17 protein-coding genes and 1 other annotated feature are annotated in these 16,052 nt (G+C 63.7%); of the genes, 10 read left to right on the top strand and 7 right to left on the bottom strand.

The features are described from left to right. Positions 1-39: 39 nt before the first annotated feature. Positions 40-483: a hypothetical protein gene (locus ACK8HH_RS18900; protein ID WP_006897771.1), complete on the top strand. Its 444-nt coding sequence runs from the start codon at positions 40-42 to the stop codon at positions 481-483. A 97-nt stretch (positions 484-580) separates the two neighbouring features. On the opposite strand, the gene ACK8HH_RS18905 is transcribed toward ACK8HH_RS18900, so the two are convergent. The 5 genes from ACK8HH_RS18905 to ACK8HH_RS18925 form a co-directional block, all read right to left on the bottom strand. Beyond that, positions 581-787: a hypothetical protein gene (locus ACK8HH_RS18905; protein ID WP_006897770.1), complete on the bottom strand. Its 207-nt coding sequence runs from the start codon at positions 785-787 to the stop codon at positions 581-583. Between the two features lie 455 nt (positions 788-1,242). Then, on the bottom strand, positions 1,243-1,605 hold the full coding sequence (locus ACK8HH_RS18910) for a hypothetical protein (protein WP_233500208.1): 363 nt from the start codon (positions 1,603-1,605) through the stop codon (positions 1,243-1,245). Between the two features lie 18 nt (positions 1,606-1,623). Beyond that, positions 1,624-2,421: a ParA family protein gene (locus tag ACK8HH_RS18915; RefSeq protein WP_006897767.1), complete on the bottom strand. Its 798-nt coding sequence runs from the start codon at positions 2,419-2,421 to the stop codon at positions 1,624-1,626. Positions 2,422-2,715: 294 nt separating this feature from the next. Next, positions 2,716-3,938 (bottom strand): IS3 family transposase gene (locus ACK8HH_RS18920; RefSeq protein ID WP_085948520.1). Its coding sequence is split into 2 segments (ribosomal slippage): positions 2,716-3,659 and positions 3,659-3,938, totalling 1,224 coding nucleotides; the frame shifts between segments, so codons are not numbered across the junction. Further along, positions 3,536-3,669 (bottom strand) — a sequence feature (AL1L pseudoknot). Its footprint overlaps the gene before it by 134 nt. 1,473 nt (positions 3,939-5,411) lie before the next feature. After that, positions 5,412-5,618, bottom strand: coding sequence for a hypothetical protein (locus ACK8HH_RS18925; RefSeq protein ID WP_006897765.1), 207 nt, complete (start codon positions 5,616-5,618; stop codon positions 5,412-5,414). Between the two features lie 358 nt (positions 5,619-5,976). Between ACK8HH_RS18925 and ACK8HH_RS18930 the strand changes: the two genes are divergently transcribed. From ACK8HH_RS18930 to ACK8HH_RS18940, 3 genes are read left to right on the top strand one after another with little or no spacing between them, the layout of a single operon-like run. Further along, the gene (locus ACK8HH_RS18930; RefSeq protein WP_006897764.1) at positions 5,977-6,399 is read left to right on the top strand and encodes an ImmA/IrrE family metallo-endopeptidase; all 423 of its coding nucleotides are present in this window, start codon (positions 5,977-5,979) and stop codon (positions 6,397-6,399) included. Next, positions 6,396-7,544 (top strand): DUF6545 domain-containing protein, encoded by a 1,149-nt coding sequence (locus tag ACK8HH_RS18935; RefSeq protein WP_006897763.1) that lies wholly within the window; start codon positions 6,396-6,398, stop codon positions 7,542-7,544. Before ACK8HH_RS18930 ends, ACK8HH_RS18935 begins: the two co-directional genes overlap by 4 nt. A gap of 24 nt (positions 7,545-7,568) precedes the next feature. After that, positions 7,569-8,894: a cytochrome P450 gene (locus ACK8HH_RS18940; protein WP_006897762.1), complete on the top strand. Its 1,326-nt coding sequence runs from the start codon at positions 7,569-7,571 to the stop codon at positions 8,892-8,894. Here the strand turns inward: ACK8HH_RS18940 and ACK8HH_RS18945 are convergent, their stop codons facing one another. Next, positions 8,895-9,299, bottom strand: a complete 405-nt coding sequence (locus ACK8HH_RS18945) for a hypothetical protein (RefSeq protein WP_006897761.1) — start codon at positions 9,297-9,299, stop codon at positions 8,895-8,897. It abuts the gene before it with no gap. A gap of 12 nt (positions 9,300-9,311) precedes the next feature. Then, the gene (locus ACK8HH_RS18950; RefSeq protein WP_006897760.1) at positions 9,312-9,992 is read right to left on the bottom strand and encodes a helix-turn-helix domain-containing protein; all 681 of its coding nucleotides are present in this window, start codon (positions 9,990-9,992) and stop codon (positions 9,312-9,314) included. Between the two features lie 556 nt (positions 9,993-10,548). Between ACK8HH_RS18950 and ACK8HH_RS18955 the strand changes: the two genes are divergently transcribed. The 6 genes from ACK8HH_RS18955 (at position 10,549) to ACK8HH_RS18980 (ending at position 16,050) form a co-directional block, all read left to right on the top strand. Continuing rightward, positions 10,549-12,210 (top strand): cutinase family protein, encoded by a 1,662-nt coding sequence (locus tag ACK8HH_RS18955; RefSeq protein ID WP_006897759.1) that lies wholly within the window; start codon positions 10,549-10,551, stop codon positions 12,208-12,210. A gap of 64 nt (positions 12,211-12,274) precedes the next feature. After that, on the top strand, positions 12,275-13,087 hold the full coding sequence (locus ACK8HH_RS18960) for a hypothetical protein (RefSeq protein ID WP_006897758.1): 813 nt from the start codon (positions 12,275-12,277) through the stop codon (positions 13,085-13,087). Positions 13,088-13,584: 497 nt separating this feature from the next. After that, the gene (locus ACK8HH_RS18965; RefSeq protein ID WP_233500210.1) at positions 13,585-14,448 is read left to right on the top strand and encodes a hypothetical protein; all 864 of its coding nucleotides are present in this window, start codon (positions 13,585-13,587) and stop codon (positions 14,446-14,448) included. A gap of 38 nt (positions 14,449-14,486) precedes the next feature. Beyond that, a complete protein-coding gene (locus tag ACK8HH_RS18970; RefSeq protein ID WP_101841761.1) occupies positions 14,487-15,215 on the top strand; it encodes a hypothetical protein in 729 nt (242 codons plus the stop codon). Beyond that, the gene (locus ACK8HH_RS18975; RefSeq protein ID WP_006897755.1) at positions 15,212-15,781 is read left to right on the top strand and encodes a DUF6668 family protein; all 570 of its coding nucleotides are present in this window, start codon (positions 15,212-15,214) and stop codon (positions 15,779-15,781) included. Before ACK8HH_RS18970 ends, ACK8HH_RS18975 begins: the two co-directional genes overlap by 4 nt. Beyond that, positions 15,778-16,050: a hypothetical protein gene (locus tag ACK8HH_RS18980; RefSeq protein WP_006897754.1), complete on the top strand. Its 273-nt coding sequence runs from the start codon at positions 15,778-15,780 to the stop codon at positions 16,048-16,050. Before ACK8HH_RS18975 ends, ACK8HH_RS18980 begins: the two co-directional genes overlap by 4 nt. Positions 16,051-16,052: the final 2 nt, after the last annotated feature.

Here is a 16,052-nt window from a genome sequence, read left to right on the forward strand (position 1 = left end):
CACAACCGAATCGGGAGGATCTGAAACATGACGAGAATAATGAAGACAGTGCTGGTTGCTCTCTGCGGCATGATCGCCGCGGCCGGGCTCTTTGGTGCCGGCACTGCCGAGGCGAAGATGCGCGAGACTCCGCGCATCGGTGTCATGGGCGAAGAAGTTTGGACAGTCGGCAACAACGGTGCATGCCGGGGCAGCATCCATGCCGGCCTTCAGAACGACCCCCGCCGCCCAGGCATTGCTCAGGTGACGTTGCGGTCGAGGGGATTCACTTCCGACAATTGCCGCGCCGTGATCAAGTTCGTGTTCCACAACACGGTGGCGCCGTTCAACCACGAACGGTTCATCAGTGTTCGTGGGACGCGGAAGGCTGGGACTGTCCTGGCTCGCAAGCAATACTGGATCGGATCGGGCGTTGATCTGGTGTCGATCACCTCGAATACCCCTGCGAGCAAAGGTGTTTCGTACTACATCGCCATTCCCTGATCGCTACAATCGCAAGCGAAAGCCCGGTTCCTGTCTCGATAACCCCCATCGAGACGGGAACCGGGCTTTCTCGTTCAATAAGACTTGGTCTGTCGAGCTACTCGGCAAGGTGTTCGACCTCGCCGCCTGACTCTGCCGCGTACTGGGCGGCCTCCTCGAGTTCGTCTGCGGCGAATGCCCGCACACCGTGCGGGTTGCCCGGCGGCCGCACAATCGCGACCAGCTCCGAGAGGGAGTGGCGCTGCCGTTTGGGCCGGCGACGGTCCACCACTCCCCCAGCCGGTTCGTTGGCCCCTTCATTCACGAGCGTTCCTCCTTCTTACTACCGTGTGGCTGACGTACAAGGGGATCGTGAGCCCTGTTCGACCGTTTGAACTGTGCAGCTCCACAAACACGATCGCCCGCCATTGACCGTCACAGAGCTTTACCCACGCCAGTAAGGAAGCAGGTTCTACGGGTTCGAACCGAAGTCCTGCCGCACGTACCCGAAGACTCGGATGGTTCTTGTTGGACTTGAAGTCCAGCGCTCCGGCGGACGGATCCACGTCCTTCATCGACACGAGGACGGGAATCGGAGGGTCGCAGATCCGCACCATCTCATTGCGGCCAGGCTCCCACTGAATGCGAACAGGCGGACCTGTCCGCGACACGAGGTCGCAGGCTGGGCCGCCTAGTTCGGTGTTCATCACATCAGCATATCGAACTAACGTTCTACCTTAATGCGCTGTGTAGTGCAATGCACTGCACTGCATTGCACTGCTAGATATTGAACTGTGCGAGGTAGTGGTCGATCGCCATCTCTACGATCTGGTTCTTCGAGACGTTCTTGTCGAGTTCGGCCGGAATCACACGGGATCCCTTGTCGAGCCTGTTCAGCAGGGACCGTGGCAATCGAAACGAAGTCGGGACCTTAGGGCCCTCGTCCTCGGCGGCTGACTCACTTGGGCTCGACGCCGAGGCTGCCGGCACTCGCCGCTTGGCTGCGGGGCGCTCCTTCACAGGCGGCGGGGCATCGGCAACCGCCGGGGCCGGCGGTAAGACCCCTTCGGCAGGCTTGGCGGTCGCCTGTGCGTCGGCGGGATGCGGCTCGTGCCGTTTGGTGACGCGTTGACGTTCAACCATAATCAGTTCCCCTCTCCCCTACTTTGCCGCCACTAGATCCAGCTCACGCGCAAGATCGGTGAATGCCACTTGGAGCGCTAGCGCGCCATCGCCGCGAAGGGTGAACACTGACTGGCCTGTACCGTGTGCATCGCCCCACGCCGCTCGCTTGGGCGTAACCGTTCGTGCGACCAGTCCCCCGTCGCTCAAGTTGCCGTATGCGTCGCGCAGTTCTTCCTCACGGAAGTCCTGTTCGCCGGTCTTCTCCCGCCGAGTGATGACGATCGCCTTGATGTTCAACTTCGGATTGACCTGTTTCTGAACGAACTTCGAGGTCTCGACAATGTTCTCGATGCCCCGGACGCTGTCGACCATCGCCTCCGTCGCCAGAATCATGCCGTCGGCAAAGTACAACCCGTTGAGCAGGAGGCGTCCCAGGCTTGGAGGGCAGTCGATGAGGACCACGTCGTACTCGCTCAGGTCGACGCCCTCGAACGCGGCGCGGAGCCGGTATGGCATATCGGCAGCTCCATCAGTATCTCTGGTGGCGAGAGCGAGTTCAGCAGGCAGGAGGTCGATGCCCGGCCATGAGGTGCTGATTCGGACGTCGAGGGCGGCGCCTTCCGTCAGGTCTGCAAGGAGGTCGCTCATGGTGGGAGTGTCGTCGTCGATCTCGACGCCGAGGCCCGTCGTAATGTTCGCCTGTGGGTCGAGGTCGACCAGCAGTGCGCGACCACCACTATGGGAGACCGCAGCGGCTAGACCAAGGACAGTGGCAGATTTGCCGACTCCGCCCTTCTGGTTTGCAATGGCGTAGACGGGCGCTGAACTGGGCATACTTAATTACCTCTCACTAGATTGCAGTGCAGGGCTTCAATCTGCACTGTAGTGCGTGACAGTGCAGTGCGTTCGCATACAACCGATAGCAGCGCGTTGCAGCGGTGCGCATAACAGTACAGTGCACTCGCCTGCATTACAAGGCGGTGTAATGCGGTGCAGTGCAGGGCGTTGCACTGTGGTGTGCCGCAGTGCGTTGCAGTGCGCTACATCCCAGTGCGGTGCAGTTCAGTGCAGCCCGGTGCGGTGTGCTGCGGCTGATAGGCGTGAAGCGCCCTGGGTTTCGTTCCGTGGTTACACGGTCGCGGGCGCGGTCGTCGTGGTGTGAGTGTAGGTCGCTTCGACGTTCGCCGGGGTGCGGTAGCCGAGAGCTTCGTGGAGCCGGGAGGTGTTCCACCAGTGGACCCAGCCCATCGTGGCGAGCTCAACCTCGCTGACTGACTCCCAGATCCGCTTGGAGTAGATCAACTCCGCCTTGTATAGGCCGTTCACTGTCTCGGCCAGCGCGTTATCGTAGCTATCGCCGACGGTACCTACTGAAGCCGTAACTCCCGCGGCGAGCAGAGCGTCCGAATAGGCGAGCGAAACGTATTGACTACCCCTGTCGGAATGGTGGATCAATCCGCTTTCGTTCCTGCTCACCCCGGTGGACTGCAGTGCATGCTCCAGTGCGAGCAATGGCAGAGACTCCGTGTGGAGCGTGGGCGCGACCGCCCAGCCGACAATTCTGCGACTGAAGACATCGGTAACGAATGCGACGTAGCAGAACCCGGAGAGCATCCGGACGTAGGTGATGTCGGCGACCCAAAGCTGCTGCGGTCGATCCGCGACGAACCGCCGTTCAACGAGGTCCGGGCGCTGGTCATCTCCGTCTGCGGAGCAGGTGGTGACGGGCTTTCGACCTCGGCGAACGCCCTGCAGGCCGGCGATCTTCATCAGCCTCGCGACCTGGTCGCGACCGACGTTCCATCCTGCGTGGCGCATTGCGTGCCACATCTTCCGGACCCCATAGACGCTGTAGTTCGCCTGATGAATCCGCTGCACCTCCTCCGCCAGCATCTCGTCCCGAACGCTGCGAGCGGAGGCCGGCCTGTTCTTGGCAGCGCGGTATCCGCGGGAGGTGATGAACCCACATTCTGTCGCACTGAGGATGCGGCAGATGGCCTCGACCCCGAACTTCTCGCGATGCATGTCGACGAACGCGATCATTTCGTCGTGGGGCGGTCGAGTTCCGCTGCGAAAAACGCTGAGGCGGCCTTCAGGATCTCGTTCGCACGTCGCGCCTCGGCGAGCTCCCGCCGGAGACGGCGATTCTCCTCCTCGAGCGGCTCTCCCGGTCCGACCGGCTCGGTGGCGCCGTAGCGATTGCACCAGATCCGCAGCGTCTCTGTGCCGACACCGAGCTGCGGCGCGACGGCACGGATCGATGCTGCGCGAGGGCCGCCCTCGCGGGCTTGGCGGTCGTAGACCATGCGCACGGCACGCTCACGCAGCTCTGGACTGAACTTCTTGGGCATACTCCGATTCTCCTTGCTGAGACTCGGAACGGAACCCAGGGCGCTTCAGGCGTTGGAGTTGGTCCGGGTCAGTGCTGGCACCGCACGGCCGGCTCCTTCTCAAGACCGTCTGCGTCGAGGAGCCACCCGTATTCGCTGCACAAAGGGCACGCTTCACGAGCGGTGCGACGGGCGAGGGCTTCGGCCTCCTGGGCGAGAATCGCGGCGGCTGGTCGGTCGTCGAGGTTGTCGGCACCGTGCCAGCGGAGAATGCCGGCAAGGAGCTTGATCGGGTGGCGGGGGGTGTTGGCGATCCAGTGTCCGGTGATTCCGCGGTAGTCGACGATGAGCTGGTTAATGTCGGCAGCTTGCCAATCGTGAGCGGCTGGTGCCGCGAGGATACGTGCCCAGCCTGCGGCAGAGTGTCGTCGTGCCCATGCCGGTGTTTGTGGGTCAGAGAGCCAACGAGAGGCCAGTTTGACCCCTTGTGGGTCCGCTGGGGGGTAGTTCCGACGGCTTCGGGTCCTCCCGTCGTAGCTGACGCGCGAAGCGCGGCGGTTTTTTCCACAGGCGGAGCCTGTGTCGCTGTCTAGTTGAGTTCTTCTTACGTGAGAGGGATCCCTAAAGGGACCCCGTAGGGGATGGGGTGTCACCGAGTGAGGGTTACGAGGGTCCAGTCGTTCTTTGAGGCGGCTGACCTGTGGATTACGCGGGGGGTGCAGTGCCCATACTGAGGCCCAGCCGCGGCCGCGGTCTCCTACCCGCCACGAAGCCATCCTTTCCCTGTACGTACGTTGCCTGCCTCGCAGTACCTCAGTGGCTAGGCCGAGAGCGCGCATGAGGCGGCGGGCACGCTGGACGACGGCTTTGGACAGTCCGGTCAGACGAACGAGGGTGCCCACTGCCGGCCGGCAGCGCCGCCCGGTCGACCATTCAGCGAAGGTTGCCATGCTGGCGCAGACCTTGCGGAAGGAGGTCCGGCTGACACCGCCGCGGCCCTGCTCGTCGCAGACGAGCGGTCGGACGGTGGGGTAGTAGAGCTGGTAGGCGAGGTCGGCTTTCATGCACCAGTCGATGTCGGTAGTCCAGCAGGCGATGCCGAGGTGTGCTGTGGCCGGCAGAGCGAGGGTAGTCGGCTGGTGGATTCCGATCGCGCGAAGCAGCGCTGGGCCGGTACGGATCTGCCCGCGCCGACGACGGGTGCGGGACGATCCCGGGTACAGGCGGATTCCGCATGCTCGGGCGTAGAGTCCTGCCGCTCGCGGGCCGGTGCCCGAGCAGGCAGGACGGTGGACGTCGACGTCGACCGATAGGGTCGCACGCGCCATCGACGACACGAAGCCAGTTGGCTTGACAGTTTCAGGGTGCGCGCTACTCTGAGACGTGAGCGGCAAACTCAGTCCCTTCGGGGTAGCTAGCGATTCGAGCGGCAACTCGCATCGCACATATTCAGATTTGGCGAACGCCTCCGGTTACTACCGGGGGCGTTTGTCGTTATGCGGAGTCGCGGAGGCTGATCACCTCCTGCCGTGTGTGCGACGGCATGAGGTCGGGTCTGCACGCGCGGTCAGCGATAGCCGCTGTGAGCCACTGCGTCATCGACACGCCCTCTTCCCGGGCGGCCTGGGCAACGGCGTTCTTCACCTCAGGGTCAAGGCGAAAGTTCGCTGTGACGGTTCGCTTGTATCGCGGATCGGCCATCTCGGCCCACCTCCTCTACGTGCGTTACAGCTTCGAGCATGCGTTACAACTAGCTGATCGTCGTGCATCTGCGTCGGCGTGTCGGCGGGATCTTCCTAAAGGTCCTCGGGGATACCTCCTTACCCGGTTGGTAGATGACTTCCAGTATGTCATCTAGTCATATACTCGTCCTGTCCGACCACGGATGGGAGGCGGTGTGGGTCGTATGCTCCGGTGCATGGAGGTCCGGCGTCGCAGGGGGAGTGGTGCTCTACGTTCTCCGAGGCAGGAACTGGTGGATGCTGTCTTCGAACGAGTCCATCTTCAACCGCCCTGGACAGTGGATGAGTTTCGGAGGTGGCTGTCGGAGCATCTGGGCATGTCGATCGAGCTACGTCGATCTGACCCTGACAGCGACCACCTGCTGACGGGGGAGTGCGGCCTAGTCGCAGTCAAGGGGAGCAAGGCAGTGATCTGGTACGACGCGTCGAGGAGTCCACGCCATCAGCGGCAGCAGGTGTTTCACGAGTTCGCTCATCTACTCTGCGGCCACCATGAAGCGCGACCGTTGGAAGAGACGCTGAAGTCCGGGGAGCATCCCCTCGTAGCGGGGATGTCGCCAGCGATGATCGAGGCCGTTTTCGGGCCCGCCGACCCGCCTAGACAGGGCCGGGATCGCAGCGAGGCGGAAGCGGAGCTGATTGGAACGAAGCTCGCAGTTCTATCGGTGTCGGACAGCTCGGCGCGGTCCAAACGAAACTATGCGCGGGTTCTCTCGCTGTGGAGCGGAGGGCGCGCATGATCAGTGATCCGTCTGCGCCGCTGAAAACTGTCGCCACATCACCGTGGAATCCGGCATTCTCGATGAGCTTGCTGTTCGTTATGTTCATCGCGATCGTGGCCCGCGCAGTGATTGTCAAGCAGAGCCGCTTCGAGTGGTGTGCATGGCTGGCGATCACCCTGTGGCTGGGCGTGATCGCGTTTCGGGAGCCTTGGGTGCAAGCGGGCTTTCACGCTGCCGGCGTCAACTTGGCGTGGGTCCGGTTCATGGCCCATAGCTGTGCAGTGTTGGGCGGCTCGGTTCTCATCGCGCTCGGCGTGGCTTGGAGCACCGGTTTTCGGATGCCGAAGAAGCGCTGGTGGAGAACCGTCGCACTGGTGTATCTCCCGTCGTTCGTATGCATCGCAGTGATGGCCGTTGTCTCGTACCCTGCTCTGGCTCAGAACCGGGCTATCGAGGAGTTCCCTAATCGGATCGGTCTCTATGGGATCGTGTACGCGGCCATGCCGATTATCGGGGCTCTGTTCGCCGGCGGGGTTGCCGCACGAGCAGGGTTCGGAAGCGGAGGGCATCGGATGAACGGTGTCATTGGCGCGATGTGCGTGTTCGTGGCGGCGCTGTCGGTGCTCGATCACTCGTTCCGTATCCTCACGGCGCTGAGGACATCGCACACGGCTCCAGGGGATCTGCAGCAAGCTCTGGAGGATCGGGCGGCCGCGACTGATTGGCTGCTGGTGATCCCCGTGGGGATCCTGCTGGTGTCTTTGATGCCTGTCGTGGTGGTGTCGGTGGCGAATCGATTGGCTTCGTCACCAGCAGAAGGCAAGGTCCGGCAGCTCAGAGAGCTGTGGCTGACATTGATGAGTACGTTTCCTCAGGTCAGGTTGAGTCGGCCGGCAGAACTGACCGAGCCGGAGGAAGATCTTCACCGCACTCTCATCGAAATCGAGGACGCACTCCTGCTGCTCTCTCAGTGGATGACAGATGACGAGCTGCGTGCCGCCGAGGTCGATGAGTGGTACGAGGCTGTCCGCGGAGCGTTAGCGCGGTGTGAAGGACCAGTGCTCCGGCGAGCAGTAGTCTTGCCGTGGAGCAGGGATGAGGCCGCGGTATTCGAGCTTGCCCGTCGCGCCGATATGGGGTGGGAGGCCTACTACGCTCCGTGAGCGCGCACCGTTACGGTGATACGCATGGCAACCATCCCTCATCCTCCGTACCGTGTTCCACTCCTTGGAGACATCATCGGGATTGATCGGGTCAACCCGAACACGGCGACACTCGCGATGATGGAGCGCCTCGGGCCGATTTACCGACGCTCGATCATGGGGACCGATTTGACCTTCGTCGGCTCGGCCAGTCTTGCGGAGCAGGCCTTCGACGAGGCGTCTTGGAAGAGATACGAAGGCCGTCCGATTCAGCAGCTGGAATCGTTGGTCGGCGACGGCTTGTTCACCGCGGTGACGGAGTCCGACTCGTGGCAGAAGTCGCATGAAGCTCTGATGCCGGCGTTCTCCAAGGATGCGATGAGCCGGTACTTCGGGGTCATGTTGGAGACCGCACAGTCTCTGGTGGAATCGCTTAAGGCCGCACCCGGAAACCGTGAAGCGCAACCACTGTTCGCGCGAGTAGCTCACGAGGTGATCGGGCGGGCGGGGTTTTCGTACAGTTTCGGTCCGGACATGCTGGACAACTCCCATGCGTTTCCGGCCGCAATGGCACGCGCGCTCCAGCACGTTCAGAAAGCTGCGATCCCGCTGGTGGGGAAGAGACCAGGGGAGAAGGCACAGTACGAACGAGACCGCGATCTCCTCCTGGGGACTGTGCGCGAGGTCGTTGAAGGGAGGTCGGCAGGCTCCGCTTCGGGGAACGATCTCCTGGACACGATGCTCGAAGCGGGACTGCCTCAACAACTGATCGAGAACCAGCTCTTGACGTTCCTGATTGCAGGGCAGGAGACCACGGCCTCGACGCTTGCGTTCCTCGCGTACGAGCTGGGGCGACGTCCGGAGCTTGTCGCGCGTATGCGCGAGGAAGTGGCAGCCACGACGGACGAGGGTCCGATCACGTTCGAGAACGCCCCCCGGATGCGGCTGGTGCGGGCAGCAATCTCCGAAAGCCTGCGGCTGTATCCGTCTGCTCCCGGGATCTTCCGAGTAGCAAAAGAGGCCACCGCGCTCGGCGATTACCAGTTCAGTCCAGGTGAGTGGGTCTTCGTGCTGTTACTCGCTGTGCACCGGGACCCTGAAGTATGGGGAGCGAGCGCGGCCGAGTTCGCTCCTGATCGGTTCATGCCAGGTGGAGCTTCCTACCCCGCAGCAGCATATAAGCCGTTCGGCACGGGGATTAGGAGCTGCATCGGTCGGCAGTTCGCGCAACTCGAGATCACCGTAGTGATTGCCGAGATGGTGCGGGGCCTCGATTGGTCGGTTGTGGAGCCTGAGGGAGCGCTTGAGTTCGATGAGACCTTGACGATCCGACCGAGAGGTCTCTGGTTGGACTTCGCACCGAGAGCGTAATCAGAGAGCCGGCGAAGTCGGTTCGTCCTCGAGGAACGCGAGAAGCTCCCGAGTTTGTCGGGGGCTAAGTGAGGTGCCGCGCGCGATGATGTTCGTGCCGCCGTCCCTGTACCGGTCGCGGACGATGGCGCATACACGCAGACGATGTTCAAGATCAGCCCCCTCCGGGGAGTCCGTAAACAGCACATCCTCGCTATCAAGCACCTGAACGATCGCCTGAGTGACTTCATCAGGAGGCAGTGCCGTGCCGGCCAGGGCTTCGTCGACGATCACCGCCGGTACAACACTTCGCGTGACAAGCGACACCTGGTGGGCGAGTTCCTCGGATGTCATGGCCGGCTGCTCGCGGCGATGGTGGGCTTCGAGAAGCACTGCGAGTCGCTGGGCATACAGGTCAGGACGCATCGAGACCCCTAATCAGTCTTTGTCGCGGGCGGCGGCCCACCTCATTTGCAGGACAGCAAGCTGAGCAGGTTCGACCGATTCTTCATCGAGCTGCCCGATCAGCCACCGGACGTAGAGTACATCTGCTAGGTCCTCATCGCCGAGTCCGTCTGCTGGGGGTTTACGCAGGTACTCCGCGAGCATGACGTCCACGATGGGATCAGCGGGCATACGTCCGGGTTCGTCGGTCGATGACTCGATCAACGAGATAAGCCAAGTGCGGAGGTAGCGATCGGTCACTAGCTGAATCGCCTTGTTCGCCTCGACGAGGTCTAGCATCCCGGGATGCCGAGCTGTGACTTCCTCGAGCTGGTGCGCGGCTCTCGTGAGTTCGACGACCCGCGACGCGGTGAGCGGGGCGCCTGGGTCGGCGGTAATGAACTTGCGCTGTAGTCGATGTGCGTCCGCGGGAAGAACCACGGGCTCTGCACCGTCGGCAAGAAGTCGTGCTGCCGAACCAGGAGCCCAGTTGAGTGCAGTGTCCAGTGCGCTGAGGGTGGCGGCCGACGGTGCTCTCGTCTCGCCCTTCTCGATCTTGGACAGGGTGATCGCTGGCGGGCCGTTTCGTTCGCTCACTTGAGGGCGGCTGAGGCCCAACTGCTCCCGCCGGGCGCGGATGCGTCGGCCGAAGTCGGAGCCAGAGTCGTCATTCACAGCACCAACCCTAAAGGGCGATCTGAACAGTCATGTCAAGGACACCAGGGTCGCCCGAAAACATGTGCCAGTGACGGATGACATATACTGGATTGTGACATACATATATGCCACATGGGCAATATATAGACACCTCTAGACAGCATACATAGATGCCTGTAATGTGATCCCTGCTGAAGAACTGGATGCCTCCAGCGATCGGGAGAGCAAGATCCTCGAAAGCTGGATCGGGAGGGAAGCAGCGAAAGAAGACGCTCGCGGTCCCGAGTGCAGGTTGATGATTTGGACGGTCAAAACCTGCACTCAGGAGCCGCGAGCTGGTTGGAACCAGCGATGTAGAAGGTAGGCACCAAAGACATCGCAGGCCCGTGCCTAGTGTACGGGCTTGGGTGCCTACCTCGTGACTTCTGAGGTAGGTCCTGTGTCTGTCGATTCATACCGAAGCCAGCAGCACGATCCGAGTGGTCGTGCTGCTGGCTTTCTGCGTGTGGGGCGGCGTTCAGTCGATTCGGTGCGGGAGGACGCTGCTTGCGGATCGTCCCGCTTGGGAGGTTCTGTGAAAGCGAAGTCTTTCCGTTGGCGGTCGCGGTTCGTGGCCGCTTTGGTCGTTCCTGCGGTGGTCTCGCCGGTTGCGGTGGCAGCGTCGCCGATCGCTCACGCCGAGGCGTCCAGCGACTGCCCGTCGTTGTTCGTCCTGGCGATACAGGGAACGGGTGAGTCGTCGGAGGACGCGTCGCCGACGACCGACAGCGGAATGTTGGCGCAGGTGATGCGACCACTGCTGTCGATGGCTGGGTCAATGGTTCAGCGCGCATACGTTCCCTACCCGGCTGGCTTCGGTGGGGCAGTGCCGGGCGCCAAGGTTCCGTTCGAGGTGTCCGCGCAGAAGGCGGTCGATCGTGCGACGGCAATGACTAAGCAGATCGCCGGCCGCTGCCCTGATACGGCGTTCGCGTACACCGGGTACAGCCAGGGTGCGTACGCGGCGTCGATCCTGTTGAAAGACATTGGCTTCGGTCGCGGGCCAATTCCTGCGGAGAAGGTGGCCGGCGCGAGCCTCTTCGGTGATCCGACCCGTCCGGCGGGATCGGGGTTGTTCCCAGGCAAGGACGGTGCAACGACACCGGACCCGGCACCGGGTACAGACGGTGCGGCGGTGGAGGCACTGGCACCTCGTGAGGTGCCGACGGCGACCGGTGGTGGTATCGGACCGACGAAGGAATCGACAACGACGTTCGGGGACCTCGACGGCCGAGTCGCCTCAAGCTGTGAAGGCGGCGACCTGGCATGTGATGCGCCGTCTGATGCGCCGATCACGCACATCGTGGCGAACATTGCGGGCTCGTCGACATTGGATCAGTCCGATCCGGTGCAGAGCCTGTCGTCGATCGCCGAGGCCCTGGCTGCGACAACTGTGAAGTCCGCAATCCCGGTGATCAATGAGGATTTCACTGGCGAGACCTTGGAGGATCTGTCGTATCAGCCTCAGGTCAGTGTGTCGAAGCGCATCGAGACCGCCTCGGATCCGAGAACGGCCATGCCGACGGTCGAGGACGGAATCAAGGCGCTGATGAAGGTCGGCACGATCGGGCTTAACGCCGTCGTGTCGGTCGCCAAGGAAGTTCTGCAACCGCAGACCCTCGTGGAGTTGGGGACCGTGGGGCTTGCGAACCCGGTCGCAGCATTGGGCGTTCTGGGGTCAAAGACACTCGCTGCGACGGTGAAGCTGGTACCGCCAACGACGGTTTCACGGTGGACCCAAGAGGCGTTCACAGCAGTGAAGGAGAACGTCTCTGATAACTCGGAACTTCTGGACGTCGCGAACCTGACTCGGTACTGGCAGGCAGCGCAGCAGCACGGTTCGTACGCGCAGCCGACGGTGACCGGAGGGATCAGTGCAGCTGCGTGGACGGCGGCATGGTTCGCATCGCTAGCCGCTGATCTTGCGGGTAAGCACGACTTCCGCCCGACCGACGAGAACGGCGTGCCGACAGCGGACCCCGACGTGAAGAACTTTCCGGTGCCGACGCTTCCGTCCTCAACCACGGCGGTCAGCTCCATCAGCAGCAGCACACCGGCTGCACCAAGCGAAGAGGTGCCGCCGTGGGCTACAGGCACGGTCACCATCTCCGACACACCGGTGTCGTCAAGTGCGACGAGTTCCGCACCGTCCTCATCGACGAGCTCGACCCCTGCCGCACCGACTCCCTCGCAGTAACTGGCAACGGGGCTGGCTGCCCGGTAAACGCGCAGCCAGCCCCCTTTTTAAGGAGCGATTTTTGTTGTCCGACAACAAATTGCCGACACTTCCGGCGCTGCCGGCCGACGATGAGCTGCCAGCGTGCGCCCTGGCGGCCGACGTCCGTGCTGTGTGGGGGGTAGCTGAGATCGACAGCGCGGAAGTCTCGCAGTGGTCATGGCTGACGTTGCTGAACCCCGAGGTCGCGGAGACCGTGGAGCTGATCTCCAATGAGCATGAGCAGCCCGAGATCCCCGATATGGACCGTAACGCGTCGTCGGTGGTGGTCCCGACGCCACGGCGCGAGCCCCGGCGCCCGCGCCGGCAGGTGGTGATCCTGAGCGCGTTCTTCACAGTGCTGGCGGTGATCGTCGTAGGTGTCAGTATGTCCCTGGCCAGCATCGGTGGCGACGACAGTCCGGCGGCGGAGCCCGGTGATGGCGTTTCGTCCGCGCAGGAGAGCGCCGCGGCGGCCGCGCCCGATCCGTGCCCGGAGCGGGTGGAGGGAAACACCACCTACGGAGACGGTGTCGGCGACCAGCGATCCGGCGCTGGAGCGATCCAGGCGTGGAACCACGCTTACTACGTCACCAGGTCTGCCCGTGAGGCCAAGTCCGTGACCGCAGCCGGGGCTGTGGCCGACGAACCGAAGTTGCAGACCGCTATCGACCAGGTGCCAGCGGGCACCACGCACTGCCTGACGATGATCGACCGCGGCCAGGGACTGTACGCGGTGCGACTGATGGTGACTCCTCCCGGAGAGCAGCCGTATCCGATCAAGCAGCTCGTACAGACTGCCCCGGCGAATGGCCGGTGGTGGATCGAGTCGATCAAGAAGGACGAGGGGCTGCCGTGACCTGACCTGCCCGTTCTTGGACTGCCTCGTTCTTCCTCTATCTCAACCAACCCCCGAAGGGACCCCTGATGAATCTCAACACCACTACTCGGCACCGGGCTGGCTCGGCGGTGGCAGTCGCGGTGAGTATGTCGCTGCTGCTTGGAGCGACCGCGCACGCTGCACCGGAGCAGGGCGGCACGACACCGTCAGCACCGCCGGAGCAGGGCGGCACGACACCCTCAGCACCGCCGGAGCAGGGCGGCACGACACCCTCAGCACCGCCGGAGCAGGGCGGCACGACACCCTCAGCACCGGTACCGGTGGAGCCCGCGCCGTCTACGCCTGGACTGGTCCCGGGTCCGCCTCCCGGGCCGGTCGAGACGGTGCCTACTGCGCCGTCATACAACGACGACTACAACCCCGTCCCGTCGGCGCCGCTGCACGAACCTCGCTGGGTGCCACCGGTTCCCCGCAAGGTCGCTCCCCCCGATCACGTCCGCATCGGGAACATGGTCATGCCGGTCAAAGACGTGCCGTTCCCGCCGGGCATGTCCAAGCGGGATCGCGACCGGGCGGTCGTCTCCACGAATGACTGGTCGGCATACGCTGAGGCCGAAATCGCCCGAGGTCTGATTTCTATGGGCGTACCCAAGGACGAGGCCAGCCGTAAGGCCGCGGCCGCGGTGCTGGGTGGCGCTGCCGCAGGAGCGGCAGGCGGCACTGCCGCGTTCCTGGCCACAACAGTCACCGTTGGTCTGGTGACTGTCCCGATCGGTGCGCTGATCGGTGCAGGCGCGGGCGCAGTCGTCGGCGGTGGAAACCCCGTGAGCATCGCCGGTGGCGCAGGTCTGGGTGCGCTGGGCGGTGCCGGCGTAGCCGTCGGTGCAGGTGTTGTGGTGGGCACTGCCGCAGCGGCGGCCTCGGCTGTGGCCGGTGGTGCTCTGGGCTATTGGCTCGGAGCCGGCGATCCGGGTGCGGACCCGAAGAAGCCGAAGCTGCCGTGGGAGCAGCAGGGACCGGGAAAGCACCGTGAGCCCGAGGCTGTCCGGATCGTTGACCCGAATGCGAATCAGTATGAGGTTCACGTGCCTGCGCCCGTGGCGCAGAAGGCCGGCCTGCCTGCCGTGGACTACGTCGTGAACAACCGCGGCGATGTGAATCTCACGGTGGGCGCGACGCGGACCGGGTGGAGCGCCGAGCAGGCGCAGATTCCGACCCGGGCCATCGAGTCGGTCGCGCCGGGTGCGTCGCGGGCGATCAATGACGGGGTGCGGGCCGCATCTGAGGAGCTGTCCAAGGCCGTGCCTGGCCTCAACGTGCAGTGGCCGCAGGAGCCCACGGTCGCAAAGAGCAAGCAGACCGCTCGGCATGCGCGCTGATCGGGTGACTTCGACGAGAGAAGGGGAGGTGGACAGCCATGACCGGTAGCGAATGGATGCGCGAGATTTCTGAACCCCAGCCCGAAGAAGGACACCGAGAGGCGATGCCGATGGCGTTCTTCAATGCTGCTGGTGGCGCAGGCGCTTCCACGATGTCGGCGCTGGTAGCCGGGTATTGGGCCGATCGGACGGTACCTGCGGGATGGGTTGACGCGGCCCCCGCTGACGGTGACATGCTGGGCCGCCTCGGTGGTGTGTCGACCTCGACCGTGCAGCGTCCCGACGGCGTGTTCTTGTGGCGACCGAGCCGGATAGGGGACCTGGCACAGGTCTTGGCAGAGGCGCAGAACGAGGGGCTGGTCCCCATGATCGATGCGGGAACGACTGCGGTCGGGCAGATCCGGGGCGTTCAGGCGCTTATCGCAGAAGGCGTTGTTCCTGTCTTGGTGATCGGTATCCGTCCCGATCTGATCAACCGGGCCCGAGGGGTTCTCTCGGTGTGGGAGGACCGGGGCGTTCTCGCCTCAGCAGTGGTCGTCCTGAACGCCGCAGTACCTGGGATTCGGGAGAACGTGGTGCGGGAGCAGCTGCTCGATGTTCTCCATGTCGCTGCGCGTGACTGCGTCGGGGTGGACTATGACCCGACCCTCGGCACGGGACTGTCCCTGTCCTCGGAGGATCGGGATCAGCTCGCGCCGGCCACCGCAGCGGCGGTCGAACAGATCGCACTACACGCGACCCCACGGCGTCTGGCGGTGGCGCAATGATCGTCCGGGACGTACGGCGTACGCCGCTGCCGGTGTCCCGCCAGTTCCCACCTCTCTTCGCACTGATGGGCGCGCACGGTGGCAGTGGCGCGGGAACGCTGGCCGCGATGTGGGCACCGGCGGCGGATTCAGATGGCCAGTGGCCGGGCGACCCATCGACCACTCAACATGTGATCGTCGTGGCACGCGAACACATGGCCGGTATCGCCGCCGCGGCAGAGGTGCTGAGGCAAGCCGATGCCGGTCAGGCCCCGGCGGGGGTGCAGGTGCACGGTCTGGTGACGGTGGCCGCACGACCCGGCAAGACGCCGAAGGACGTACGGCGCTACGCCGCGACCGTCGCCGAGCTGGTCCCCGCGTGGTGGCAGGTCGGCTGGGTCGACGAACTCATCTCCGCACTGCCGGCCGACCTGCCGATGTGGACTCCCGGCGATCCGGTTCAGATCACCCGCAGGTCAGGCACGGACCTGGCAACCGTTCCCGGCGCCATCGCTCAGACGGGCCTCGACATCGTCACCTACTTCGCCGACGTTCGGTCGGCGCTGACACAGAAGGAAAACGCATGATTACCGCAACCGTCCTCAACCTGGCAGACACCATCAACGTCAACCCGCAGGCCCCGCCCGGATCTTCGAAGTTCCTGCTGCTGCTGTCGTGGGTCGGCTGGCTGGCGATGATCGGCGCTGTCGCGGCGCTGGTGATCATCGGCGGCAAGTTCGGCTTCGAGAAGCGCCAGGGCACTGCCGACTCGGAGTCGGCCGAGCGAGCCACCAAAGCTCTGATCGGCTGTGTGGTCATCGGTATCGCTGGTGGCCTCGTCGGCGCACTGGTCTGAAA

The organism is Gordonia sp. LUNF6, assembly GCF_047041125.1.
Lineage (GTDB): Bacteria > Actinomycetota > Actinomycetes > Mycobacteriales > Mycobacteriaceae > Gordonia > Gordonia sihwensis.

Bases quoted from the DNA above. Each gene is read 5' to 3' on its own strand.
- ACK8HH_RS18900 (WP_006897771.1), top strand. From the start codon at position 40: ATGAAGACAGTGCTGGTTGCTCTCTGCGGCATGATCGCCGCGGCCGGG.
- ACK8HH_RS18910 (WP_233500208.1), bottom strand. From the start codon at position 1,605: ATGGTTGAACGTCAACGCGTCACCAAACGGCACGAGCCGCATCCCGCC.
- ACK8HH_RS18915 (WP_006897767.1), bottom strand. From the start codon at position 2,421: ATGCCCAGTTCAGCGCCCGTCTACGCCATTGCAAACCAGAAGGGCGGA.
- ACK8HH_RS18925 (WP_006897765.1), bottom strand. From the start codon at position 5,618: ATGGCCGATCCGCGATACAAGCGAACCGTCACAGCGAACTTTCGCCTT.
- ACK8HH_RS18930 (WP_006897764.1), top strand. From the start codon at position 5,977: ATGTCGATCGAGCTACGTCGATCTGACCCTGACAGCGACCACCTGCTG.
- ACK8HH_RS18935 (WP_006897763.1), top strand. From the start codon at position 6,396: ATGATCAGTGATCCGTCTGCGCCGCTGAAAACTGTCGCCACATCACCG.
- ACK8HH_RS18940 (WP_006897762.1), top strand. From the start codon at position 7,569: ATGGCAACCATCCCTCATCCTCCGTACCGTGTTCCACTCCTTGGAGAC.
- ACK8HH_RS18945 (WP_006897761.1), bottom strand. From the start codon at position 9,299: ATGCGTCCTGACCTGTATGCCCAGCGACTCGCAGTGCTTCTCGAAGCC.
- ACK8HH_RS18965 (WP_233500210.1), top strand. From the start codon at position 13,585: ATGCCGGTCAAAGACGTGCCGTTCCCGCCGGGCATGTCCAAGCGGGAT.
- ACK8HH_RS18970 (WP_101841761.1), top strand. From the start codon at position 14,487: ATGACCGGTAGCGAATGGATGCGCGAGATTTCTGAACCCCAGCCCGAA.
- ACK8HH_RS18975 (WP_006897755.1), top strand. From the start codon at position 15,212: ATGATCGTCCGGGACGTACGGCGTACGCCGCTGCCGGTGTCCCGCCAG.
- ACK8HH_RS18980 (WP_006897754.1), top strand. From the start codon at position 15,778: ATGATTACCGCAACCGTCCTCAACCTGGCAGACACCATCAACGTCAAC.